Raw genomic sequence first — 23,709 nt, forward strand, 5'->3', positions numbered from 1 at the left:
GCGCGATCGGCGCCGTGGTGCTGGTGGACACGCGTCGCCTCGCGGACTGCTTCCCAGCAGTCGACTACTTCGAGAACAGCGGCCTGCCCTTCGTCATAGCCCTCAACGGCTTCGACGGACACCAGCCGTACAACCCGGAAGAGGTGCGGGAGGCCCTGCAGATCGGCCCCGACGCTCCGATCATCACCACCGACGCCCGCCATCGCGCGGACGCCAAGAGCGCCCTGATCACACTGGTCGAACACGCACTGATGGCGCGCCTGCGGTAGCCGGTACCGCGGCCGCGTGTCTCTGTGAGGACGCCCTCGCCTCCTGCTTGGAGCGCGGGGGCGTCCTGCTGTTGTTTCTCCCCTGCCCGCCCCTTCCCGAACTGGGGGAGAACGCCAAAGACCCCAGCGCCCGTACCGGGCGCTGGGGTCTACGTAACGCGGCAGCAGCGTCAGCCCTGCCAGCTGTGGGCCGTGCGGAAGCCCCGCTGCCGCTCCAGGCGGCGCCAGCCTGCCGTGGAGCGGCCGCCGTGGGCAGCGTCGGTCTCGGACTGGGACGCCGCGCGCGCGAGCAGCACCGCGGTGATCGCGGCCAGCTCCTCGGGGTCGGCGTGACCCTTTTCGACGCGCAGCACGGAGGAGGACGACTCAGCAGGAGTGCTCATGGCTTTCGGGCTCCAGTCTCGCAGGGTTACTGCGGGGGGTTGCCGTGCTTGCGGGACGGCAGGTCGGCGTGCTTCGTACGGAGCATCGCGAGGGATGCGATCAGCACCTCGCGTGTCTCGGCGGGGTCGATGACGTCGTCGACCAGGCCGCGCTCCGCGGCGTAGTACGGGTGCATCAGCTCGGCCTTGTACTCCTTGACCATGCGCACCCGCATGGCCTCGGGGTCCTCGGCCTCGGCGATCTGCCGGCGGAAGATGACATTGGCGGCACCATCGGCGCCCATCACCGCGATCTCGTTGGTCGGCCAGGCGTAGGTGAGGTCCGCACCGATGGACTGGGAGTCCATGACGATGTAGGCACCCCCGTACGCCTTGCGCAGGATCAGCGAGATCCTCGGCACAGTGGCGTTGCAGTACGCATACAGCAGCTTCGCACCGTGCCGGATGATCCCACCGTGCTCCTGATCGACGCCCGGCAGGAAGCCGGGCACGTCCAGCAGCGTGATGATCGGGATATTGAAAGCGTCGCACATCTGCACAAACCGTGCGGCCTTCTCACTCGCCTCGATGTCCAGAACACCGGCCAGCGACTGCGGCTGGTTGGCGACGATGCCGACCACCTGACCATCGAGCCGCGCCAGCGCACAGATGATGTTGCGGGCCCAGCGCTCGTGGATCTCGAGATAGTCACCGTCGTCGACGAGTTCCTCGATGACTTTGTGCATGTCGTACGGGCGGTTCCCGTCCGCCGGCACCAGGTCCAGCAGAACGTCGCAGCGCCGGTCCGCCGGATCCTCGGCATGACCGACCGGCGGGTTCTCCCGGTTGTTCGAGGGCAGCATCGCCAGCAGGTAGCGCACCTCGGCGATGCAGGTCTCCTCGTCGTCATACGCGAAGTGCGCCACACCGCTCGTCTCGGCATGCACATCCGCACCGCCCAGACCGTTCTGCGTGATCTCCTCACCGGTGACGGCCTTGACGACGTCAGGACCGGTGATGAACATCTGCGAGGTTTCACGGACCATGAACACGAAGTCCGTCAAAGCGGGCGAGTACGCCGCACCACCCGCACACGGCCCGAGCATCACACTGATCTGCGGGATGACACCGGAGGCACGGGTGTTGCGCTGGAAGATACCGCCGTAGCCTGCGAGCGCCGAGACACCCTCCTGGATACGGGCACCGGCGCCGTCGTTCAGCGAGACCAGCGGAGCCCCGGCCGAGATGGCCATGTCCATAATCTTGTGGATCTTGGTGGCATGCGCCTCCCCGAGCGCGCCACCGAAGATCCGGAAGTCGTGCGCATAGACGAACACCGTCCGGCCCTCGACCGTGCCCCACCCGGTGATGACACCATCGGTGTACGGCTTCTTGGTCTCCAGGCCGAACCCCGTCGCCCGATGCCGCCGCAGCTGCTCCACCTCATGGAACGAGCCCTCGTCCAACAGCAGCGCGATACGCTCGCGAGCGGTCAGCTTGCCCTTGGCGTGCTGCGCCTGGGTCGCACGGTCGCTGGGGCCGCGGCGTGCCTCGTCGCGCAGAGCGTGCAGCTCGGCCACACGCCCACGCGCGTCATTCGGCTCGGCGGTGGTCTCGTCCAAAACGGTCATGCATCGACCCTACGGATCCGACCAAGAAAACCCTGCCGTTGACTCCGTACAGTCTCCGGACCTTTCTCCTGTCGCCCTTGAACAGATCCATCGCGCACTGCAGGCCTACTACCAGCTCATGGCCATCAAGCTTTGTGGATGTTCAACAAGGCGTTCACCTGAGAGCCACCTCACAGTGGTGGCTGGCTCCAGCGCCGCCTCCGGTGATTCGCAGCCGCAGCGACCGGCCGGTGGCGAGCACCTCGACGGACGCATCCTTGCTGCTCACCTTGTACACCGGGTGGTGCCAGGTGATCTCCAGCGGTGCCCCGGTGCGCGGCGGCTCGCTGATATGAAGAGTTGCCGTGTGGCGATTACTCCGAACGAGGGCACTCGCCGGCGCGGTCGCGGTGAGCGGGCCCACCGTACCGGGCTGCCAGAAGTTCGCGGCAGTCAGTCCCAGGGAGCGGACAGCGACCGCCTGGCAGGCCTCGCTGTTGGCGAGGATCTCCACCCGACGGCCGTCGCGGGCGCGCGCGGTGACGGTGCGGCGGCTTGCTCCCGGCAGCAGCAAATACGCGTACGAGGCCGCCACCGGGTCGGTGCCGTGGTCGAGCCAGAGAGTCTGGTAGCGGCGGGTGACGCGCTCGGTGGAGCTGGTGGTGTTGATGTCGCTCCAGGCACCGGTGCGGTCCTCACGCAGGGTGCGCAGCCGGCCGGTGCCGCCGGGGAAGATCCAGCCGCCGTGGCCTTCGAGGTGCGCCCAGCGGGAACCGACGGTCAGGGCGTTGGTGCCGCCCTCGCCGAGGTTGCGGTTGTCGACGACCGTCTCGACGGGCACCCCGTCGCTGCTCGTGATGCCCGCGCCGAGGCAGGCGACCTCGTCTGCGAGGCAGAACCACGACTTACGGGCCTCGAGGGTGGAGCCGAGGCCGAGCAGATGCTGGCCGACGGCCGCGAACTCGCCGTCGCTCGCCCCGCCGACCCACTTCGCCGCGGGCTTGGGCACGCCCCATTCGCCGCCCGCCCGGTCGGCAAGTCGCTTGGTCGACACGGTCGTTCCGGGCAGCCGGTAGAAGTCGACGGTCGGCCAGAACCAGTCTGTGTACTGATCGGACCGGCCACCCGCAGCCTCGCCCGGCCACCAGTAGAGCATTCCGGCTCCGGTATGCCAGCCGCGCGGATTCTCGCCGTTGCCGCACTCGTAGTACGAGATCCGCTCCGACGCCATGGAGATGTTCGCGGCCCAGCCGGGGCGGCGGTGCACGGCCCGGTCCATCGAGGCGAAGAGTTGATGGCCGACCGGCTCGGGCGCGGCCGGGACGGGCGACGCGGCGGCCGCGTGCAGCCGGGAGAGGTCGGCGACGCCGAACTGCCGGCCGGTGAGGACCGGCGTCACGGTGTCCCGCTCGATCCAGCCCTTGATCCTGGCGTGCCAGCGCTCCCGCTCGGCGGCGGAGGCTCCGCCCGCGAGCAGCGCGATCGCGGCGATCAGGCCCTGCCCGTGGAAGTGGTCGCTGCGCATGATCCTGCGCTCGTCGTTCTTGAGGTAACCCCGGCTGATGGCACGGCCGTTGACGCTGTCCATCATCAGCCCGTTGTAGATCAGGGGCGCGTACGCGTGCTCGACGCTGTCCAGGATGATCTGGCGGTTGGGGTCGGTGACGGCCCAGGCTCCGCCCGCGAGCAGGGCGAAGAGGCGGCCGAGGCCGTCGAGCATGACCTGCCCGTACGTGCCGGAGTAGGCGACCCAGGTGTGCTGGATGAACGATCCGTCGGCGTAGAGGCCGTCGCCCTTGGTGACGTACGGGAAGACGGGCGACAGGGCGTCGCGGGCGAGTGCGATCTTCTCCGGGGCCCTGCCGAGGACGCCGCGCAGGGCGACGGAGCGGCAGAGGTCGACGCGGTTGGCGCCGGTGGATGTGCCGCTGTAGTTGCCGAGCATCGCGTCGGGGATGAAGTGGTCGACGGCGGCGAAGACGGCGTCTCGCCGGTCCTGGGTGAGCTTGTCCTGGAGGACGGCGACGATGTCCATGAGGAGGCGGGGGCTGCCTATCTGCCACTCCCACCAGTTGCCGTAGCGGGTGGTGGAGGGGTTGTAGATCTTCGCGGCGAGGTGGTCGAGGCCGCGGATGATGTCGGCGAGGAGCCCGGCGTCGCCGGTGAGGCCGGTGCCCTGCTGCGCGTACGCCTGGGTCATGGTCCACAGGCGGCTGTAGCTCTGGGTGATGCCGGAGGGCGGGTCGAAGGTGTAGCCGGGCCACAGGGAGGCGTCGGTGGGAGCCATGGCCGCGCGGAATCCAGCGGCCAGTTCGCCGGTCTCGGCGAGGCGGGAGGCGTAGGGCTCCACGGTCGGGTCGTAGCCGGTCCCGAGGCTTATCTCCAGCCAGCGCAGGCGCAGTGTCTCGTACTCGTCCTGTTCGATGGCGTGCCCCTGAGAAGGGATGCTCAGGGTGAGGGCGCTTGCTCCCGCAGCGGCGAGGAAGGTGCGGCGGGACCATGCGGGCGTGAGCGGCACGGGAGCCTCCGGACAGAAGTGGTGTAGACCGGTTGCCCGTTGGTCTAGCAGCCCTTCGCCGTACCTTCAATGGGCGTGACAGGTTTCTGAGGCGGCAGTCCAATAACCGCCGCGCGTTGGTCCAAGTCCCCGCTGCGATCGACAACTTATGAAGCGGCGAAGATTGTGAGAGCGCTCTCAGCCACACCTCTTGACGACCGCTCCCACCGTCGCAAGAGTGGTGGACACCCCCACAAGTACAGGAGTTCATCCGTGATTTCCCGCAGAATGTTCCTGTCCGGCACCGCCGCAGCGACCGCGCTCACCTACCCCCCTGGGGAAGCGCTCTCAGCCCCGGCGCCAAGGCGGCGCCCCCCACCTGCGAACTGGCCCTGGAGAACAAGTCGTTGCCCGGTCAGGTCAACGCCTATGTCACCGGCCACGAGCAGGGCACCGGACGCTGGGTGCTGCTCCGCCCCGGCGGCGGCGTCTACTACCCCGAGTCCCCCTCCGCACCCCAGACCCCGCTCCCCGTCGACTGCGCCATCCCGCTGCGCGCGGCGGGCGCCGGCCAGGTCGTGCTGACGCTGCCCCAGATGTTCGGCGCCCGCGTCTATTTCGTACGCGACAGCAAGCTGGACTTCTTCGTCAACCCGGGTCCCGCCCTCGTCGAGCCGGCCTTCGCGACCCCCTCCGACGCCAACTACGGCCGCACCTGGTCATTCGCGGAGTTCACCTTCAACCCGACACAGCTCTACGCCAACATCAGCTATGTCGACCTGGTGACTGCCCTCCCCATCGGCCTCACGCTGACCGGCGACGCCACCCACACGGTCGCCACGCTGCCGAACGGCGCGCTCCAGAAGATCGCCGACGAGCTCGTGGCCCAGGCGGGCCGCGACGGCCAACCCTGGGACAAGCTGGTCGTCCGCGGCTCGGGCGGCCAGGTGCTACGGGTCATCTCGCCGCAGAACCTGATGGCGCCCTTCTTCGACCGGCCCGCCGAGATGCCCTTCCGGAACGTCTTCGACAACTACATCAACCGGGTGTGGGACAAGTACCGCTCCACCGACCTGCGGATCGACCTCCAGGGCGGCCGCGGGGTGCGCACGGGGCGGGTGAGCGGCGACGTGCTGACCTTCACCGGCGGCCACACCTTCGCCAAGCCCACCTCGAAGGACATCTTCACCTGCAACCACGGGCCCTTCGCCAACAACCCCGGTGACTCCGACGACAAGAAGGGCCTGCTGGCCAGGCTCGCCGCGGGCTTCAACCGGACGACCCTGCTGACCCACCCCGACCAGCCGAACGGGGCGACCTCGGCCGACTACTACCGCGACCCGGCGACGAACCACTGGTCCCGGGCCGTGCACGCCAACACCCCGATCGGGTACGCCTTCCCGTACGACGACGTCCGCCCGGACGGCCGGCCGGACGTCTCCGGCGCGGCGTACGACGGCAACCCGCGGCGCTTCACGCTGACCGTCGGATCCTGAGCCCCGGCTCGTGACGCGGACGGGTGCCCGGCCGGCATGGGGGGACCGGCCGGGCACCCGCACGTCCGCACCGGCTCAGCAGCCGCCGCAGTTGTAGTACGTCACGTCCCAGTGGTTGCCCTCGTCCGCGTAGATGTTTCCGGAGCCGGACTTCCACTGCGGGGCACCGTCGCCCGGACGCGCGCCGATGTAGGTGAAGGTGTTCTTGATGTAGTTCCCGATGCAGGTGTACTTGCTGTAGTCGAGCTTGTAGCCGTTCCAGTGCGAGTACGTGCCGCCCGCGTGCCCGGTCTCCGTACCTCCGGTGATGTTGAGCGCACAGCCGCTCGCGCTCTTGAGGGTCTGCGCTCCCTTCGCACTGGCGAGGTTGAGCTGCTCGAAGGACGTACACGACGGGTTGTTGCGGTCGGAGCAGCCGCCGGACGAGGACCAGGTGATCCCGGACGAGCGGAACATCGAAGTCGCCGTGGCATGGCTGATCTTGGTGACGGCGTGCGCTTCGGTAGCGCCGCTGATGACGCCGAATCCGGGCGCGAAGAGCGCGCCCAGGACGAGCGTGAGCGCGCTGAGTGCGGAGCGGACTTTCATGGGGGATCCCTCCTGCTGATGACCGTTGAGGACTGTGCGTTCCGGCGTGGACCGTGCATTCCGGTTGGGACGGCGGTGCAGGTGGAGCAAGGAGATGGTGCCCGAGTTCTACGCGCGTCGCCAGAGGGGCCGCCGCATCCTCTGGGTGAACCTCTCGAGGAGAAGTTGAAGATTGAACGGAATGGCCTTATGGTGGATGTCGTTGAACCTTAAACAACACGCCCTACGTCCACGAAGGAGTGCCCATGGGTCTCTTCAACCGCAAGACCGACACCGCCACCACCCCCACCGCCACGCTCGACGTCGACCCCGCGCTGACCGCGCTGACCGGTGACTACACCATCGACACCGCCCACAGCAGCTTCGGCTTCACCGCGCGGCACGCGATGGTGACCAACGTCCGCGGCTCGTTCGGGGAATTCTCGGGCAGCCTGCGGCTGAACGGCACCGACCCCGACCACTCCACCGCCGAGATCGACGTCAAGATCGCCAGCATCGACACGGGCAGCGCGGACCGTGACACCCACCTGCGCAGCGGCGACTTCCTCGAGGCCGAGGCATACCCGCTGATGACGTTCCGCTCGACGCACGCGGAGCAGCTCGGCGGCGACTCGTACCGCATCACCGGCGACCTGACAATCAAGGACGTCACGCGTCCGCTCGCCATCGACCTGGAGTTCAACGGCTCCGCCACCGATCCGTTCGGCAACGAGCGCGTCGGCTTCGAGGGCAGCGCCGACATCCTGCGCTCCGACTGGGGCCTGACCTGGAACGCGGCACTGGAGACCGGCGGCGTCCTGGTCAGCGACAAGGTCAAACTGAACTTCGACATCTCCGCGATCAAGGCCGCCGCCTGACGTACCCGCTGAGCGCGCCCGCCCTGCCGTCCCCCCGGCCGGGGCGGGCGCTCGGTCGAGCCGGAGGGGCGCTTCGGCGTCCGTTGCTACAGCGGCAGCCTGGGCTCCCGGCCGCCTGGGCCGCCTTCGACGCGGAGCGCTGACTGGGGAGACAGGGCGGTGCCGAGGGAGTCGGCACCCATGAACTTCGGAGCTCCCTGCTCGTAGAAGACGTCGAGTGCCGTAATCGTGAACCCCGCGGTCGTCAGCATGTCGACGGTCGGCCGCGTGAGGTGACACCCGCCGAAGAGCCGTTTCTCCATCGGGTCGAGCCGTCGCTGCCAGCGGCGCACGTTTTCGTCCTGGGCCAGCCCGTGCTCGAGGAAGTGCAGGGTCCCTCCGGGCTTGACGCGCCGCACCTCGCCCAGGTCGGCGTCGGCATCGGCATCGGCATCGGCATCGGCATCGGCATCGGGGATGGTGCACAGCGTCCAAGTGGACAGGGCGGCGTCAGAACTGCTCTCCTCGAACGGCAAGGACTGGCCGTCCAGACCGGCGCGCCGCACCGGGACGCTCCTCCCTGACGCGTTCGCCGGCAAGTCTCCATCCGACGTCGGAAGGCTCGATCGCTGTCACCCCGGCGACGGTCGCCGGGTAAAAGGGAACGTTGTGCCCCGAACCGAAGCCGATCTCGACCACTTCGCCGTTCAGGCCCTCGCAGACTCGGCGCCGTAGCGGTTCCACCGCCCTGGCCCCACAGGCGACGTTGACAATCCGCGGCACGACTCGCTCGGGGTAGAACCCCACTAGAAGCCGCCGCCATCGAAGCCGCCACCGCCGCCGAAGCCTCCTCCGCCGCCCCAGTCCCCTCCGCCGAAGTCGGAGGAGTTGAAGTCTGCGCCCGAGTAGTCGCCACCACTGAACTCACCGCCGCCGTACTCCGCCGCATACGCCGGACTGGAGAGCATGCTGCCCAGCAACGTGCCCACCAGCAGGCCCGGCAGCAGGCCGCCGCCGAAGTAGCCGCCCGCCCAGGGGCCGTACGCAGGACCCGCCTCCCAGTACGGGCGGCGGCCGGACTCCGTCTCGACCGTGCGGGCCATCGGGTCCTCGCCGTCCTCCAGCCGTGCCTTGTCGGCGGCGCAGGCCGGGACCTCGCGGGATGTCGCGCCCGCCGGAGACCAGGTCACGTCGGCGACCGAAAGACCGTGGCGCGGGTCGAAGAAGCAGGGCGGCCGGCGCTCCGGCACGGGTCGACCCGTACGGCGTGCGTCCAGGGCAGCCAGTGAGTACCGGCCGTCCTCCAGTGCCTGCGTGACCGCGCGTACGTCATTGGGGTGCTCGGCCGACCCCATCAGCGACTTCGCCTTGTCGTACGAGTCGAGTGCGCGCTCGTATTCCGCGCGCATGGCGTCGTCCGCGCCCTTCTCCGAGGGGTGGAAGTCCAGCCGGTCCAGCTCCTCGCCGAACGCGGTGATGTCCTCGTCGACGACCACGCGCAGCTTGTCGAGGGCGGCTCGCTCTGCCTCCTCCCGCTTGCGGCGATTGCGGCGGATCACGCTGTACACGCTCGCGCCGCCGGCGGCAGCGACCGCGCCGACCGCGATCAGGCCGGCGGTGTTCACGCCTTCGTCCGGGGCCGAGCCCCATGAGGAGGGGGCGCTGCCGCGCAGCTGGGGCAGTGCCTGGTCGACGAAGTTGTTCAGCTGGGTGGCGGCGTCGGCGCCGGGGGGCGTCTTGACCGCGGTGACCAGGTTCTGCACGGCCTGTTCGGTCATGACGCTGCGGTCCGCGCCCGCGTTGAAGCCGTCGCCGAGGCGGACGGCGTACAGGCCGGTGATGCCGGCCTCGGTGCGGAGGTTCTGCAGGACCGTGTTCGGCGGGAACTCCGCCGTCCCGGCCGGCAGGACGGCCACGAACAGCGGCTTGTCCGCGTCCTTGATCTTCTTCGCGAGAGAGTTCGCTTCGGCCTTGGAGAGCTGGCCCGAGGCGCGCGGATCGACGTAGACGGGGCTCTGCTCAAGGGCTTCGGCCACAGTTTCGGGGCCGGTGGCTGCTTGGGCTCCCGGCGCCGCGACGAGGGCGGTGGCCGAAAAGGCGAGCAGCAGACCGGACAGTGCAGTGAGCAGCCTGGTCTTCATACCTCGACGCTACCTGAATGGGTGCGAATCCGGACAAGAATAGAGATACAGGAGTCGGGGCTCCGCCCCGGACCCCCGCTCCTCAATCTCCCCCAGACTTCGTCCGGGGGGGACCCCCAAGGGGCTGATGTACGGGGGTCTGGGGCTCAGCCCCCGGCCTCAGGCCAGTCTGTACGCCGCCGTCAGCTTCGCCACCGCCCCCGTGAGGTCCCCCGACAGCAGCAGGTGGTCCGCTTCGGCGAACGGCTTCGCCGAAGCCTCGGTGATGTGCCGGCCGATCTTCTGCTGGGCGATCAGCCTGGCCTACGAGACCAGCGCCCTGGCCTCCGGGGAGTCCGCCCGGCCCGCCGCCTCAAGGATCTTCGCCGAGAGGGCGATGGCCTTGAGGGTGAGCTCACCGCCCGACGGCGGCTTGGTCAGCGTGGTCAGGCCCCAGCCGTACGGGTACTGCGGGTCGTACGCCTTGTCCCCGACGTTGACCGGTAGCTGTGCCTGAGACTTCGGCCAGGTGACCGGGAGCTGACCGGTGAAGGCGCGCTTGCCGTAGAGGACGTCGGCCACACCGTCGCCCTCCGTGCCGGGCAGCCAGGAGGCGACGAGCGCGTCGATGTCGCCGAGGCGGTCGCCGATGAGCTGCGGGCGGCCGGAAACGATCAGCACCGTCGGTCGTGATCTTTCCTGAGGAGCCCTGCCAGCTGATGGTCCAGCCGCCTGCCTGGTTGCCGAGGTCGTCGGCGTTGGACCCGGCGACGTACACCTTCTGGGACGGCTTGAGCGGCAGGACCGCGCTGTCGTTCTTCAGCAGGACCCCCCGGCGACTACCCGAGCGACGTCCGTAAGCGCTCGTCGCGGGTGACGCAGAGGCAGGGCGCGAAGTCCCACGGGATGCCGGTGGCGCGTACTTCCTTGGCGGTCACCGCGCCGGTCTTCTCGGCGACGGCCGGGTCACGGGTGGCTCCGATGCCGATGTTGTGCGGCATGATCGTCGACCCGATGACGTTGTTGTGGCCGTGCACCGCGTCCACGCCGTAGATCAGGGGGATCTGGAACCGGGTTGCCTGGGCGCGCAGTTGGTAGGCGTCGACCATCTTCGCCCAGGCCTCAGGGGCGTTGGGCGTGGGAACCGAGCCGCCGCCGGAGAGCAGCGAGCCGAGGTCGTAACTCGCGATGTCGCCCTGGGCCCCCAGCGCATTGCGCTCGGCCTGGGTCATCTGGCCGGCCTTCTCCTCGATGGACATCCGGGAGAGAAGGTCGGCGACACGCTTCTTCACCGGGAGCCTGGCGTCGAGGTACGGCAGGCCGTGGGCGTCCACGACGACCTGCGGGGTCTCGGCCGGGGGCTTCGCGCCGGTGACGGTGACCCCCAGCGGGATCGTCTCGGCGGACTCGGCCGTGCGGTCCTTCTTGGTGGCGACGGCGACGGTCTTGGAGGTGCCGGAGGCCGTACCGGCCGGGAAGGTGACCGTGCCGGAGACGGGCTCGTAGTCCTTGCCCGCCTCGGCGGTGCCGTCCTCGGTCGTGTACGCGACGGTCACGGGCTCGTCGATCGGGCCCGAGCCTGTGGTGGCGACGGAGAGCTTCACCTGGGCCGTGCCGCCCTCGTCGACCGGGTACACGGCGGCGTCGGTGACGACCTTCGCATTCAGTGCCGGGTCGGCCTTTCCGTACAGCTCGACGCCGTCCATGGCGAACTTGCCGGGCGCGCCGGTCGGCAGGCTGAGGGCGTACCCCCACATCTCGTTCAGGCCGAGGACCTGGTCGATGCCGCCGACCGGCTGGTAGTCCGCGCGGTACTGGAAGTCGGCGAAGGGGATCTCGACGAGGTGCCAGCCCTCCCAGTCGTCGGTGAAGGACGTGGTCCACAGCTCGGAGGCTTCGCCGTTGGCGCCGCCGTCCTTGATCTCGAAGTTGATGCGCTTGCCGGAACCGGGCGGTAGGGGTGCGGTGTTCTGGCCGTACCACCAGAAGCGGATGCCCTTGTGCGCGGTCCAGTCGTGGGCGGGCTTGTCGAAGGCGAAGTCGTGGGTGACTCCGCCCCAGCCGCTGATGTCGTAGGCGCCTTCGAGGACCTTGCTGCCTTCGGGGGAGTCGGCGCGCTCCTTGATCTCCAGTTTCGGCTGGTCGTCGGCGTCGCTGCCCCAGGTGAAGATGGACTCGGCCGGCGGGTTCGCGAAGGGAATCTCACCCTCGAAGCGGTCCACGAGGACGGGCGCGGGGTCGTCGGCGGCGGATGCGGCTCCGGCCAGCAGGCCGGTGAGTACGGCGGTCGCGGCGAGCACCGCCGTACCTGTTCTCGTTCTCAGGCGGGTGGGTGGCATTTGCGGCTCCTTGAACTACGGACGGGTCTTGCTGATGTCACGACGCGGGTGCGGAACGCCGGACGATCAATTCGGTGGGCAGGACTACGGGCTCGTCGGCGGCCGGGGTGCCGCCCAGGTGTGCGAGGAGCATCCGCGCCGCCGTCTCGCCCATCTCCCGCATCGGCTGGCGGACGGTGGTCAGCGGCGGCTCGGTGTGCTGGGCCATGGGTATGTCGTCGAAACCGACCACGGCGATGTCGTCCGGCACGGTCCGGCCCGCGGCGCGCAGCGCCCGCAGCGCACCCACCGCGCTGAGGTCGTTGTGCGCGAAGACCGAGTCGAAAAGCGTGCCGGTGGCCAGGGCCCGCTCGACCGCGAGCCGGCCGGAGGCCTCGGTGAAGTCCCCCTCGGCGATCAGGCCGGTCGGCAGGACGTCGAGAAAGCCTCTCAACCGGTCGCGTACGCAGCCGAAGTGGCGGCGGCCGGTGACGATGAGGGGGCGAGTACGACCCGCGGCGATCAGATGGCGGGCCGCGGACGCTCCGCCTTCGCGGTTGGTGGTCGCGACGGACGGGAACTCCGGGTGGTGGCCGCGGTCGTCGATCAACACGACCGGGAGGCCCTTGCGGTGCATGGCGGTGATCGTGTCGAGGGTGTTCTCGGGTTCGACCAGGAGCAGTCCGTCGAAGGCGCGGGCCGAGACCTGGCTGGTGAAGTGCTCCACGGACTCGGCGCCGCGGTTGCAGGTGAAGAGCAGCAGCCCGTATCCGGCGGCCTCGACGGTGTCGACGACTCCCTGGAGGGCTTCACCCATCCACGGCCAGTTGAGCGGGGGCGTGAGCATGCCGACCGTTCGGCTGCTGCCACGGGCCAGGCCGACGGCACCGCTGCTGGGCACATAGCCGAGGCTTGCGATCACTTCACGAACGCGGGCGGCCGTCGTGACGTCCACTTCGCCCTTGGTGTTCAGAACGCGGGACACGGTGGTCTTGCTGACACCCGCCTCACGTGCGACATCGGCGATCGTGACACGCATCGGAGCCCTTCTGGTCGAGTTCCGGAACCGGTACCGGAACCGGTACCGGTGGTGCGCGCGAAGTCAATCGGCGTTATGCCGCGTCGTCAAGACTTCACACCGACATGCCTTGAATCTCAAATTCCAGGCGACTGAAGGGGATTGTGCGTTCAGGCTATGAATGCGCAGACACTTGACGGCCGTACCCAAGGGCAGTTCACTCACGCCTCGTCCCCCACACCTCTGCCAGAGAGGGCACAGCCCATGGCGCGACGTACGAGAACGATCAGGATCCTGCTCGCATCGGTCCTGGCTGCCGCCGGGCTCACCGATCTGACGACCGGCTCCGCCCACGCCGCGGGCGAGCAGGTGAACACAACTTCGGCGGGATCGCCTGGCACGGCTACGGCGGCGACGTCTCCAAGCAGACGGAGGTCCACAACCAGTACCCGCAGCTGGACGCTTTCCAGACCGAGCACTCGGGCGGCACCTGGATCGCCAATCAGCAGCGCGAGGACATGATGAACATCATCGACTACACCCGTAACTGGGCGAAGTCGGTGACCAAATGGTCCCTCGCGGTCGACCAGAAGCGCGGCCCGCACAACGGCGGCTGCGGGGTCTGCGACGGCCTGATCACCGTGCACAACGGTGACGGCCGGCACGGCCAGGTCGACTACATGATCGAGTACTACACGATGGGCCACCTCACGAAGTTCGTGAAGCCGGGCGCCCACCGGATCGAGTCCACGGCGAGCTCGGCCGTGCCGAATGTGGCCTGGCGCAACCTCGACGGGTCGAAGGCGTTGATCGCGTACAACGACGCGTCGTCGGCACAGAGCATTACGATCAACTGGGGCGGCCAGCACGCCACTTACTCCCTGCCCGGCAAGACGTCCGCGACCTTCACCTGGTCCGGCGCCCAGGCGGGCGGCGGCGGCTCGGACGCGACGGGCAGCCTGATCGGCCTGGCCGGAAAGTGCCTCGATGTGGCGGGCGGCTCCAGTGCCGAGGGCACGGCCGTCCAGCTGTGGGACTGCAACGGCTCCGCCGCCCAGCGCTGGACGGTCCGCGCGGACGGCACCGTCCAGGCGCTCGGCAAGTGTCTGGACGTGACCGCCACCTCGACGGCGAACGGCGCGAAGGTGCGGCTGTACGGGTGCAACGGCTCGGGCGCGCAACAGTGGCGCTACGAATCGTCCACCGGCGATCTGGTGAACGTCCCGGCCGACAAGTGCCTGGACGTCTCGGACAACTCGTCGGCGAACGGCACGCGTGCGCAGATCTGGTCCTGCACCGGAGCCGCCAACCAGAAGTGGCGGCTCCAGGCCTGACCCGTGGGGGCGGCTACTCGGCCGGTTCGACGCCGGCTCGCAGCAGACCGTACATGTAAGCGTCCTCCAGGGCCTGCCAGGAGGCGGCGATGACATTGTCGGCGACGCCGACGGTGGCCCATTCGCCGCCTCCGTCGCCCGTCGTGATCAGCACGCGAGTGGTGGACTCGGTTCCGTGCCGGCCTTCGAGGATGCGGACCTTGTAGTCGATCAGCTCCAGCTTGGCGAGCTGCGGGTAGATCTTCTCCAGGCCAGCCTTCATCGCCCGGTCCAGCGCGTTGACGGGGCCGTTGCCCTCGGCGGTGGCGACGATGCGCTCGCCCTTTGCCCACAGCTTCACGGTGGCTTCGTTGGCGTGGGTGCCGTCGGGGCGGTCCTCGACGATCGCCCGCCAGGACTCCGTACGGAAGTAACTGCGGGCCCGGCCCTCGGCCTCCGCACGCAGCAGCAGCTCGAAGGAGGCATCGGCGGCCTCGTACGTGTAGCCCTTGAGCTCGCGTTCCTTGACCCGCTCGACGACGCGGCCGACGAGCTCGCGGTCGCCGCCGAGGTCGATGCCGAGCTCCTTGCCCTTGAGCTCGATGGAGGCGCGGCCCGCCATGTCGGAGACGAGCATCCGCATGGTGTTGCCGACCTGCTCGGGGTCGATGTGCTGGTACAGATCCGGGTCGATCTTGATGGCGGAGGCGTGCAGTCCGGCCTTGTGGGCGAAGGCCGATACACCCACGTAGGGCTGGTGCGTGGAGGGAGTCAGGTTGACTACCTCGGCGATCGCGTGCGAGATCCGGGTCATGTCGGCCAGCGCGCCCTCGGGGAGCACCCTCTTGGCGTACTTGAGCTCCAGTGCGGCCACGACCGGGAAGAGATTGGCGTTGCCGACCCGCTCGCCGTAGCCGTTGGCGGTGCACTGGACGTGGGTGGCGCCCGCGTCGACCGCGGCCAGGGTGTTGGCGACGGCGCAGCCCGTGTCGTCCTGGGCGTGGATGCCCAGGCGCGCGCCGGTGTCGGCGAGGACGGTGGCGACGACGGCCTGGATCTGGGCGGGCAGCATCCCACCGTTGGTGTCACACAGCACGACGACGTCGGCGCCCGCGCCGGCCGCCGTGCGCACGACGGACTTGGCGTACTCCGGATTGGCGCGGTAGCCGTCGAAGAAGTGCTCGCAGTCCACGAACACCCGGCGGCCCTGTTCGCGCAGGTGGGAGACGGTGTCGCGGACCATCTCCAGGTTCTCCTCGAGCGTGGTCCGAAGGGCCAGCTCCACATGCCGGTCGTGCGATTTGGCGACCAGCGTGATCACCGGGGCGCCCGATTCGAGGAGGGCTCTGACCTGGGGATCCTCGGCGGCCTTGGCGCCGGCGCGGCGGGTGGCGCCGAAGGCGACGAGCTGGGCGTGCTTGAAGGTGATCTCCTGCTGGGCACGGGAGAAGAACTCCGTGTCCCGCGGATTGGCGCCGGGCCAGCCGCCCTCGATGAACCCCACGCCGAAGTCGTCCAGGTGCCGGGCGATGGTCAGCTTGTCCGCGACGGTGAGGTTGATGCCCTCGCGCTGGGCTCCATCGCGCAGCGTCGTGTCAAAGACATGAAAGCTGTCGTCGGTCTCCGTGGTCATGGCTGATTGACTCCTGTCGGGTTCGTGGCTCCGGAAATGCTGGCTCCACTTGCCCCCATCTCCGCGCGGCTCGTTCTTGGCCGGGGTGAGGCCGTAAAACGAAAAAACCTCTCGCGGGTGCGAGAGGTCTGCGCGCGGGTCTGGGGCACGGTGGTCGCGTCGCATGTGGTGGTACGAGGCGATCACTGCGGACCGGCGCGCCTGCTGCCAATAATCGTGGCGAACGAAAGCACGGTCGCAGTCTGCCATACGCCTGCGGCGGGCGGGCGGGGGTCTCACGATGCGGGCGGCCCGCACCTGGGGGCTCCGCCCCCAGACCCCCGCGCCTCAATCGCCGGCGGGGCTTGATTTCCGGCCGCCCGGGCCCGGGTCTTCAGCCCGTGGGGGTTCTCCCGGACGAAGTCTGGGGGTGACTGAGGACCGGGGTCTGGGGCGGAGCCCCAGTTACGGGAAGGGGCGGGGTGGGGGCACTCACCCGGTTCAGGTCGATGTCGCGCGTCTCGCGCATCGTCACGTACACCACCAGCGACACCGCCGCGCACCCCGCCACGTACCAGTAGAAGCCCGACTCCACGCCCGCGTCCTTGAACCAGAGCGCGACATACTCCGCCGTGCCGCCGAACAGCGCGTTCGCGATCGCGTAAGGGAGGGCCACACCCAACGCCCGGATGCCCGTCGGGAACAGCTCGGCCTTCACGCACGCGTTGATCGACGTGTAGCCGGTGACGACGACCAGCGCGAGGAGCGCCAGACCGAAGGCCGGCCAGAAGGAGCCCGCGTGCTTGAGCATCGTCATGATCGGCACGGTCAGGAAAGTCGAGCCGACCGCGAAGCTGATCAGCAGCGGGCGGCGGCCGATCCGGTCGGAGAGCGCGCCCGCCAGCGGCTGCAGGCACATGAAGACGAACAGCGCGCAGAAGCTGACCAACGAGGCGGTCGACTTCTCCATGCCCGCGCTCGTGGAGAGGAACTTCGTGAGGTAGGTCGTGTACGTGTAGTACGCGACGGTCCCGCCCATGGTCAGGGCGATCACCAGGAACGCCTCCCGCTTGTGCGCCCACAGCGCCTTCAGCGTGCCGCGGTCCTCGTCCCGCGCGGCGCCCGAGTCCTCGTACACCTCGGTCTCAAGCATGTTCCGGCGCAGATAGAAGACGATGGCCGCGCCCAGTGCGCCGATGACGAAGGGGATGCGCCAGCCCCAGCTGTGCAGCGCCGCCTCGGACATGTTGCGCTGCAGGATGATCTGCAGGCCGAGGCCGACGAGCTGGCCTGCGGTCATCGACACGTACTGGAAACTGGAGGCGAAGCCACGCTTCGAGGGTGCGGATGCCTCGGTGAGGTACGTGGCGCTGGCGGCGTACTCGCCGCCGACCGACAGGCCCTGGAGCAGCCGGGCGACCAGCAGGACGGCGACGCCGCCGTAGCCCGCGACCTCGTAGGTCGGCGCGATCGCGATGAGAATCGCGGACGCCGACATGAGGGTGACGGTCATGGTCAACGCGGTCTTGCGGCCCTTGCGGTCGCCGATCCGGCCGAGCAGCCAGCCACCGACCGGCCGCATGAAGAAGCCGACCGCGAAGATCCCCATGGTGTTCATGAGGTTCGCGGTCTCATTTCCCTTGGGGAAGAACGAGTCCGCGAAGTACACCGCGAAGGTCGCGTACACGAACCAGTCGAACCACTCGACCATGTTGCCGGCCGAACCGACCCAGATCTTCTTCCAGTGCTCTCGTCCCATAAGGGGACACCGTGCCGGAGTGGCAGAACGTGATCAAGGGTGCAGGGCGCAACGATCGGGAGTACTTGCGTTCGTTGCGTTCACGGAAACAGCGTGTCGTCGAGGAACTCCCGCACATGGGCGAGGACTTGGGGACGCCCGGTGCCGGGTATCCCGACCGCGACATGGACGCTGAACCCGTCGAGGAGCGCGCGCAGCCGGGTGGCGAAGCGGTCGGGTCGACGGTGCGGAACTCGCCGCGGGAGATGCCCTCGGCGAGCAGCGCGACCAGGTCGCGGTGCCAGGCACCTTCGATCGCGGCCTGGCGGGCGCGGGCGTCGGCGTCGGCGTCGGCGAACCGGCGACAGGCCGATGATCGCGGCGCGGGGCCGCGGCGTGGGCACAGGCCAGCACATCGGCCGCGAGTTCCGCGCAGCGGCGGGCAGCCCGGTGGACCGAGCGACCGGCGGGCCAGGCGACGCGGGGCTCCTTGCGGGCCACCGGCCCTGGTCGAGGTCGATTCCGTGGCCCGCCGTCACCAAGGTCGGCAGGAACTCGGGGTTGGAGGCGTGCCGGAGGGCGAGGAGTTCACGTGGTGGCGGGGCGGCGTACGCGGCGCTGGGTGCACATGGCGCGCGTGGGCCGGAGCCTGAGCCGGAGGTAGCTGTCTCCTGACCGCTCCGCGGCAACAGGCCCGCGCCCCGACAGGCGGGATGCGGGCCCTTGAACAGTACGCGCGCGTCAGCCCAGTTCGTGCATCCAGCCGTGGACGTCCTCCGCGACGCCCGTCTGGATGTCCAGCAGCGCCTTCCGCAGCTCCAGGGTGACCTTGCCCGGCTGCCCGTCCACCTGCGTCCACTCCGCGCCCGCCGACTTGACCGAGCCGACCGGGGTGATGACCGCCGCCGTGCCGCACGCGAAGACCTCCGTGAGCGAGCCGTTCTCGGTGTCGCGCTTCCAGTCCTCGATCGAGATCCGGCCCTCTTCGGACTTGTACCCCAGGTCCTTGGCAAGCTTCAGCAGTGAGTCACGGGTGACCCCCGCCAGCAGCGAACCCGTCAGCTCCGGGGTGACGATCTTGTCCCCGTACACGAAGTACAGGTTCATGCCGCCCATTTCCTCGACCCACTTGTGCTCCAGCGCGTCGAGCCAGACCACCTGGTCGCAGCCCTTCTCGGCCGCCTCGGCCTGGGCGAGCAGTGAGGCCGCGTAGTTTCCGCCGGTCTTGGCGAAGCCCATGCCACCGGGGACGGCGCGGACGTAGTTCTCGGAGAGCCAGACCGAGACCGGCTGCACGCCACCGGGGAAGTACGCCTCGGCCGGCGAGGCGATGACGAGGAAGAGGTACTCGTTCGCCGGCTTCACACCGAGGCCGACCTCCATCGCGATCATGAAGGGCCGCAGATAGAGCGAGGACTCGCCACCGTGCGCCGGAACCCACGCCTTGTCCTGCTGGACGAGCGCGTCACACGCCTCGATGAACGTCTCGACCGGCAGCTCCGGCATGGCCAGCCGGCGCGCCGACGTCTGGAAGCGCTCGGCGTTGGCCTCCGGCCGGAAGCTGGCGACCGAACCGTCGGGGCGGCGGTAGGCCTTGAGCCCTTCGAAGATCTCCTGCGCGTAGTGCAGCGTCATGTTGGCCGGGTCGATCGACAGCGGCGCATACGGGACGAGCTGAGCGTCGTGCCACCCACGCCCCTCCGTCCACTTGATCGTCACCATGTGATCGGTGAAGTAGCGGCCGAAGCCTGGGTTGGCCAGGATCGCCTCGCGCTCCGCGTCGGACAGCGGGTGCGAGGAGGGCTTGAGCTCGATCGTGGGCGTCGTCATGAGTGCAGTGTCCTTCACCGGTTGTTTGTGACGGACCGCGCTCACGCCGCTACTACTGCTAGGACGTCCGAGCTTTGCCGCATGCCACGGCCCACGTCCGATTATCCACTCGCGTGGGACTGTGCAAGAAACGGGGTGAATGCGGTCCAAGGTTGATGGTGGCACCCGGAGGCCGCACAGGAGAAGCCGCCGGGTGCGGATGCGACCCGGCGGCTGTGGTGGTACGAAACCGACGGGTCAGCTCGCTACTCGTACCGCGAGCGCGTCGCCGATCTCGTCCGTCGTACGGAAGGTGGCGCCGTCGCGCCCCCGGAGGTCGACGGAGACGGCCTCCTCGATACGTGCCGCCTCGGCCTCGAAGCCGAGGTGCCGCAGGAGGAGGGCGACGGAGAGGATGGTCGCCGTCGGGTCCGCCTTGCCGGTGCCCGCGATGTCGGGCGCCGAGCCGTGAACGGGTTCGAACATCGACGGGAAGGCGCCCGTCGGGTTGATGTTGCCGGACGCGGCCAGGCCGATGCCGCCGGTCACGGCAGCGGCGAGGTCGGTGAGAATGTCACCGAAAAGGTTGTCGGTGACAATGACGTCGAAACGCTCCGGCTGGGTGACGAAGAAGATCGTCGCGGCATCGACGTGCAGATAGTCGGTGGTGACCTCGGGGTACTCCTTGCCGACCGCGTCGAAGATGTTCTTCCACATGTGGCCGGCGTAGACGAGGACGTTGTTCTTGTGGACCAGTGTCAGCTTCTTGCGGGGGCGGGAGTTGGCCCGCTCGTACGCGTCACGGACAACGCGCTCGACGCCGTACGCCGTATTGACGCTGACCTCGGTGGCCACCTCGGCGGGCGTACCGGTGCGCAGGGAACCGCCGTTGCCGGTGTACGGCCCCTCGGTGCCCTCGCGGACGACGACGAAGTCGATGTCGGGGCGGCCGGCCAGCGGGGTGGCGGTGTTCGGGAAGAGCTTCGACGGACGCAGGTTGACGTAGTGGTCGAAGGCGAACCGCAGTTTGAGCAGCAGCCCCCGCTCCAGCACGCCGGACGGCACGGACGGGTCGCCGATCGCGCCGAGCAGGATCGCGTCGTGGTTCTTGAGGGAGTCGAGCTCCGCGTCGGGGAGGGTCTCTCCGGTGCGGTGCCAGCGCTGGGCGCCGAGGTCGTACTCCTTGGTCTCCAGCTTCACATCTTGCGGGAGGACTGCCGTGAGGACCTTCAAGCCCTGGGCCACGACCTCCTGGCCGATGCCGTCACCGGGGACCACTGCGAGATTGATGCTGCGAGACATGTCGGCACCCTACTCTCCGCCCCACCCCATGACACTTGACGTCCATCATCTGGACGTCAAGTGTCGATCAGCACTGGTTTGAACTTCATTCATTCAAAGTCTGGCGGGGAGTTGTAAGTTACTGGCAAGTTCTGCGCCATGACTGAGGACACCCCCACGTCGGGATTCCCGAGCAGCTCGCCCGCCGCATGAGCATGCCGGAGCAGCACGAGTATCTGCGCGCCAAGCACGCACGCCCGAAGCTGTCCCGCCGCGGCGCGCTGGCCACGAGGGCAACGTCCACGACCACGACACCATCGTGACCTTCCACTGGACCAAGCTGCGGCTGCCCGACCCGGACACCGTGCAGTGGTCGCGCGTGCGGTACACCGGCTTCTCGTTCCTCGCGGTGGAGGCGGAGTCCGGTACCGCCCCGAAGCTGAAGGTCTCCGCGCTTGCCGAGAGCGGCAAGCGCATCGACTACTTCGAGGTGAAGCGCCCGGGTCAGTAATCCGGCTCAGTGGCCGGTGGAGCCGCCGTTGTCCCTGCGGTCGAGGGCTCGCTGCAGGGCGGCGGCGGCATTCTTGCGCTCGGCCTCACTCGGACGGGAAGCGTGACGGACTCGGCGGCGGACGGTCGTCTCGGGCATGGTGATCGACTCCTTGAGATCAGAAATGATTTCGAGGCGCCGGAAGGGGCGGGGAGCCGCTGCCGCAGGGGTTGCCTGCGTGGGGCACTGGCTCACGACCGCCATTCGCTGGATCGAGCGAGACGTTCGGCTTCTACAAAGCTAGGACAGGTACGCGCTTCTGTCTCCACAATTACTCGGACTTCCTACTATCTGAGACGGCGAGGGTGCGCAGCTCTCGAATCAGGGCCCGGACTCGGTCGACCAGCGGCAGCGAACGCGGCCTCCGGATGCCCGGCCGACCCGAGGGGGCGAACGTCTGCGGCTGAGGCACCGCGACCGCGGCTACAACACGTCCCCGTCGCGCCAGTCGAAGAGCAGCGCGGCAGGAGGCTGCGGCAGTGGACCGCCCGCGGCGGGGCGCAGATATGTGGAGTCCCCCTCGTCCGGAAGGTGCACCACCCCGTCCGGGCCGAGCGCCTCGACCCGGCCCTGCCACAGCTGCCAGCCGCGCGCCAGGTACAACTGGGCGCCGTCGTCGGACGCGGAGAGCGCGCCGAACTCGTACGCGCCGTCGACGACCCGTTCCAGTTCGGCCATCACCAGGCTGCCGAGCCCTTGCCTGCGGCGGTCGGCGCGTACGGCCAGCGCCTCGATGTAGCCGATGCGGTACGAGCGGCTCCCGTGCAGCAGTCGGCGCATGATCACGCTGCCGTGCGCGGCGATCCCCTTGCCGTCGCGTACCAGCACGTGGAGGCCGCCGAGCGAGTGGTCCCAGTCCTCGTCACTGAAGTCGCCCTCGAAGGCGTCGTCCATCAGGGCGCGGATCTCGGCCAGTTCGGCCGGGGAGAGCTGGTAAGTGTGGGCGGCGCGCAGCGGCTCGGTCATGCGCCCACTCTGGCACCGCCGCCCGCATGAGCTCGACACGAGCCTGCCGTTGATCCGACGTCCATGGCGTCAGAAGCCTTGACGGTCACTCAACTCGCACCCATCTTCCCAGTCATCGGATGGCTGAGCATCGGACCACGCTCCAGGAGGAACTCGTAGCACTACCGCACCGGATCCTCGCCCTCGTACTCTGCGGCGCGCTCGCCGCCGCGCTGCTCGTCTCCACCCCGGCCCAGGCCAAGAGCCCCACCTGGACCGTGCGGAACCACGACGGACCGACCGCCAGGCTCGCCCTCGGCGCCCGGCACAAGGACTCTCACCCTCGCCGTGGAGCGTGACGGCGGAGCCGTCCCACCTCGGCATCCGTACCGAAAGAGCCGATCTTTCGTGCGGGGTTGATCTACCTCGGCCGCAACGATCGCACGGTCTCCGAGTACTACCGGACGGCCGCGGGCAAGGACCGCACCCGCCACATCCAGGTGCGTGAGGCCCTCAGTTCCGTACCGCCGGCGGCGCGCGGCTCGAGCCGGCCGTCCGGGCTTCCCGGGACGGCGTCGCGTACCGCTACATCCTTCCCGACACCGGCGACACCGGGAACGTCCTCGGCGAGGCGTCCGCCTTCACGCTGCCCGACGGGGCAGACGCCTGGCTCGGGCAGTACCGGCGGGACAACGAGAACCTCTTCACCCACCACGACGCCGCCTCCGCGCCCGCCGAGCGAATACATGATGCAGGCGCTGTTCAGGACGCCCGGCGGCTACGCGCTGATCGCCGAATCCGACCTCGCCGGCTCCTACTCGGCCGCCCGCCTCACCCATTCAACGCGGCGTCCGACGCGGGCGGTCCGGCATCCAGAACCTCGCGGGTACGCCCGAGTCGTACGACGCCCGCCCGGAGGCGCGCCGCTTCCTGGAGCAGCTTCCGGCGGCGTGGGACGAGACCCGACTGCTGGCGGGCGAGCCGGGCAGCAGCGCGGTGGTGGCGCGGCGCGCCGGTGCGCGCTGGTTCATCGGCGGTACGTACGCGGGCGCGGCCCGCACCGCCGCCGTACCGCTGCGGATCGGCCAGGGCAGTCGGCTGGTCGAGACGGTCACGGACGGTCCGGCCGGCCTGGTCCGGACGGCGAACGTGGCCAGTGGCGGCGCGACGCTGGAGATCGGCGTGGTGGCGGACGGCGGTTCGCGGCGACGGCCTGCCCCTGGCATCCGGGCCGGACGACCTGCGACCGCCAGCAGGAAAAGCATCGCGCAACCGATTGGTTGCACTTCCCGCCATGACGTGCAACCATTGGGTAGCATGCCATAGCCGACCAGGGAGCTGAAGATC

The 23,709-nt window shown here is 69.0% G+C and carries 18 protein-coding genes and 5 pseudogenes; 8 read left to right on the plus strand and 15 right to left on the minus strand.

What is annotated here, in order from left to right; all coding sequences use genetic code 11:
- Positions 1-269 (plus strand): ATP/GTP-binding protein (locus tag ACWDO5_RS23730; RefSeq protein ID WP_450532351.1); only part of this gene is annotated, 269 nt, incomplete at its 5' end.
- A gap of 170 nt (positions 270-439) precedes the next feature.
- Here ACWDO5_RS23730 and ACWDO5_RS23735 read toward each other — a convergent pair.
- The 3 genes from ACWDO5_RS23735 to ACWDO5_RS23745 form a co-directional block, all read right to left on the minus strand.
- Positions 440-652, minus strand: a complete 213-nt coding sequence (locus ACWDO5_RS23735; protein ID WP_450532352.1) for an acyl-CoA carboxylase subunit epsilon — start codon at positions 650-652, stop codon at positions 440-442.
- 26 nt (positions 653-678) lie between these two features.
- Positions 679-2,262, minus strand: a complete 1,584-nt coding sequence (locus ACWDO5_RS23740) for an acyl-CoA carboxylase subunit beta (RefSeq protein ID WP_450532353.1) — start codon at positions 2,260-2,262, stop codon at positions 679-681.
- 154 nt (positions 2,263-2,416) lie between these two features.
- On the minus strand, positions 2,417-4,759 hold the full coding sequence (locus ACWDO5_RS23745; protein WP_450532354.1) for a polysaccharide lyase 8 family protein: 2,343 nt from the start codon (positions 4,757-4,759) through the stop codon (positions 2,417-2,419).
- A gap of 252 nt (positions 4,760-5,011) precedes the next feature.
- Between ACWDO5_RS23745 and ACWDO5_RS23750 the strand changes: the two are divergent.
- Positions 5,012-6,234, plus strand: a pseudogene (locus ACWDO5_RS23750) (glycoside hydrolase family 64 protein).
- Positions 6,235-6,309: 75 nt separating this feature from the next.
- On the opposite strand, the gene ACWDO5_RS23755 reads toward ACWDO5_RS23750, so the two are convergent.
- Positions 6,310-6,822 (minus strand): hypothetical protein, encoded by a 513-nt coding sequence (locus ACWDO5_RS23755; protein ID WP_450532355.1) that lies wholly within the window; start codon positions 6,820-6,822, stop codon positions 6,310-6,312.
- Between the two features lie 245 nt (positions 6,823-7,067).
- Between ACWDO5_RS23755 and ACWDO5_RS23760 the strand changes: the two genes are divergently transcribed.
- Positions 7,068-7,679 carry a YceI family protein gene (locus tag ACWDO5_RS23760; RefSeq protein ID WP_450532356.1) on the plus strand — a complete coding sequence of 204 codons (612 nt, stop codon included), beginning with the start codon at positions 7,068-7,070 and terminating at the stop codon, positions 7,677-7,679.
- An 86-nt stretch (positions 7,680-7,765) separates the two neighbouring features.
- On the opposite strand, the gene ACWDO5_RS23765 is transcribed toward ACWDO5_RS23760, so the two are convergent.
- The 4 genes and pseudogenes from ACWDO5_RS23765 to ACWDO5_RS23780 all read right to left on the minus strand — a co-directional run bounded on the left by ACWDO5_RS23765 (position 7,766) and on the right by ACWDO5_RS23780 (position 13,135).
- Entirely contained in the window at positions 7,766-8,224 is a 459-nt protein-coding gene (locus tag ACWDO5_RS23765; RefSeq protein WP_450532358.1) for a class I SAM-dependent methyltransferase, read from the minus strand.
- A 240-nt stretch (positions 8,225-8,464) separates the two neighbouring features.
- Positions 8,465-9,799, minus strand: coding sequence for a hypothetical protein (locus tag ACWDO5_RS23770; protein WP_450532359.1), 1,335 nt, complete (start codon positions 9,797-9,799; stop codon positions 8,465-8,467).
- A 342-nt stretch (positions 9,800-10,141) separates the two neighbouring features.
- Positions 10,142-12,117 (minus strand): annotated as a pseudogene (locus ACWDO5_RS23775) (carbohydrate binding domain-containing protein); the annotation flags it as partial.
- Positions 12,118-12,154: 37 nt separating this feature from the next.
- Complete coding sequence (locus ACWDO5_RS23780) at positions 12,155-13,135, minus strand: LacI family DNA-binding transcriptional regulator (protein WP_450532360.1); 981 nt, start codon at positions 13,133-13,135, stop codon at positions 12,155-12,157.
- A gap of 356 nt (positions 13,136-13,491) precedes the next feature.
- Between ACWDO5_RS23780 and ACWDO5_RS23785 the strand changes: the two are divergent.
- A pseudogene (locus ACWDO5_RS23785) lies at positions 13,492-14,448 on the plus strand (ricin-type beta-trefoil lectin domain protein); the annotation flags it as partial.
- A gap of 13 nt (positions 14,449-14,461) precedes the next feature.
- Here the strand turns inward: ACWDO5_RS23785 and cimA are convergent.
- From cimA to ACWDO5_RS23810, 5 genes and pseudogenes are all read right to left on the minus strand, one after another.
- Positions 14,462-16,060, minus strand: coding sequence for a citramalate synthase (gene cimA, locus ACWDO5_RS23790; protein WP_450532361.1), 1,599 nt, complete (start codon positions 16,058-16,060; stop codon positions 14,462-14,464).
- A gap of 373 nt (positions 16,061-16,433) precedes the next feature.
- Entirely contained in the window at positions 16,434-17,798 is a 1,365-nt protein-coding gene (locus ACWDO5_RS23795) for an MFS transporter (protein WP_450532362.1), read from the minus strand.
- Between the two features lie 80 nt (positions 17,799-17,878).
- Positions 17,879-18,138 (minus strand): annotated as a pseudogene (locus ACWDO5_RS23800) (TetR family transcriptional regulator C-terminal domain-containing protein); the annotation flags it as partial.
- A 380-nt stretch (positions 18,139-18,518) separates the two neighbouring features.
- Positions 18,519-19,607 carry a branched-chain amino acid aminotransferase gene (locus ACWDO5_RS23805; RefSeq protein WP_450532363.1) on the minus strand — a complete coding sequence of 363 codons (1,089 nt, stop codon included), beginning with the start codon at positions 19,605-19,607 and terminating at the stop codon, positions 18,519-18,521.
- Positions 19,608-19,844: 237 nt separating this feature from the next.
- Positions 19,845-20,888: a 3-isopropylmalate dehydrogenase gene (locus tag ACWDO5_RS23810; RefSeq protein ID WP_450532364.1), complete on the minus strand. Its 1,044-nt coding sequence runs from the start codon at positions 20,886-20,888 to the stop codon at positions 19,845-19,847.
- 298 nt (positions 20,889-21,186) lie between these two features.
- On the opposite strand from ACWDO5_RS23810, the gene ACWDO5_RS23815 reads away from it, so the two are divergent.
- Positions 21,187-21,378 (plus strand): hypothetical protein, encoded by a 192-nt coding sequence (locus ACWDO5_RS23815; protein ID WP_450532365.1) that lies wholly within the window; start codon positions 21,187-21,189, stop codon positions 21,376-21,378.
- Positions 21,379-21,384: 6 nt separating this feature from the next.
- Here ACWDO5_RS23815 and ACWDO5_RS23820 read toward each other — a convergent pair whose 3' ends face one another.
- A complete protein-coding gene (locus ACWDO5_RS23820; protein WP_450532366.1) occupies positions 21,385-21,516 on the minus strand; it encodes a hypothetical protein in 132 nt (43 codons plus the stop codon).
- A 324-nt stretch (positions 21,517-21,840) separates the two neighbouring features.
- Positions 21,841-22,383: a GNAT family N-acetyltransferase gene (locus ACWDO5_RS23825; RefSeq protein ID WP_450532367.1), complete on the minus strand. Its 543-nt coding sequence runs from the start codon at positions 22,381-22,383 to the stop codon at positions 21,841-21,843.
- 119 nt (positions 22,384-22,502) lie between these two features.
- Here ACWDO5_RS23825 and ACWDO5_RS23830 point away from each other — a divergent pair, with 119 nt between their 5' ends.
- The 3 genes and pseudogenes from ACWDO5_RS23830 (at position 22,503) to ACWDO5_RS23840 (ending at position 23,688) form a co-directional block, all read left to right on the plus strand.
- A complete protein-coding gene (locus ACWDO5_RS23830; protein WP_450532368.1) occupies positions 22,503-22,721 on the plus strand; it encodes a hypothetical protein in 219 nt (72 codons plus the stop codon).
- A gap of 230 nt (positions 22,722-22,951) precedes the next feature.
- A pseudogene (locus ACWDO5_RS23835) lies at positions 22,952-23,032 on the plus strand (hypothetical protein); the annotation flags it as partial.
- A 329-nt stretch (positions 23,033-23,361) separates the two neighbouring features.
- A complete protein-coding gene (locus tag ACWDO5_RS23840) occupies positions 23,362-23,688 on the plus strand; it encodes a hypothetical protein (RefSeq protein ID WP_450532369.1) in 327 nt (108 codons plus the stop codon).
- The last annotated feature ends 21 nt before the right edge of the window (positions 23,689-23,709 follow it).

It is taken from the genome of Streptomyces sp. NPDC000880, assembly GCF_053599675.1.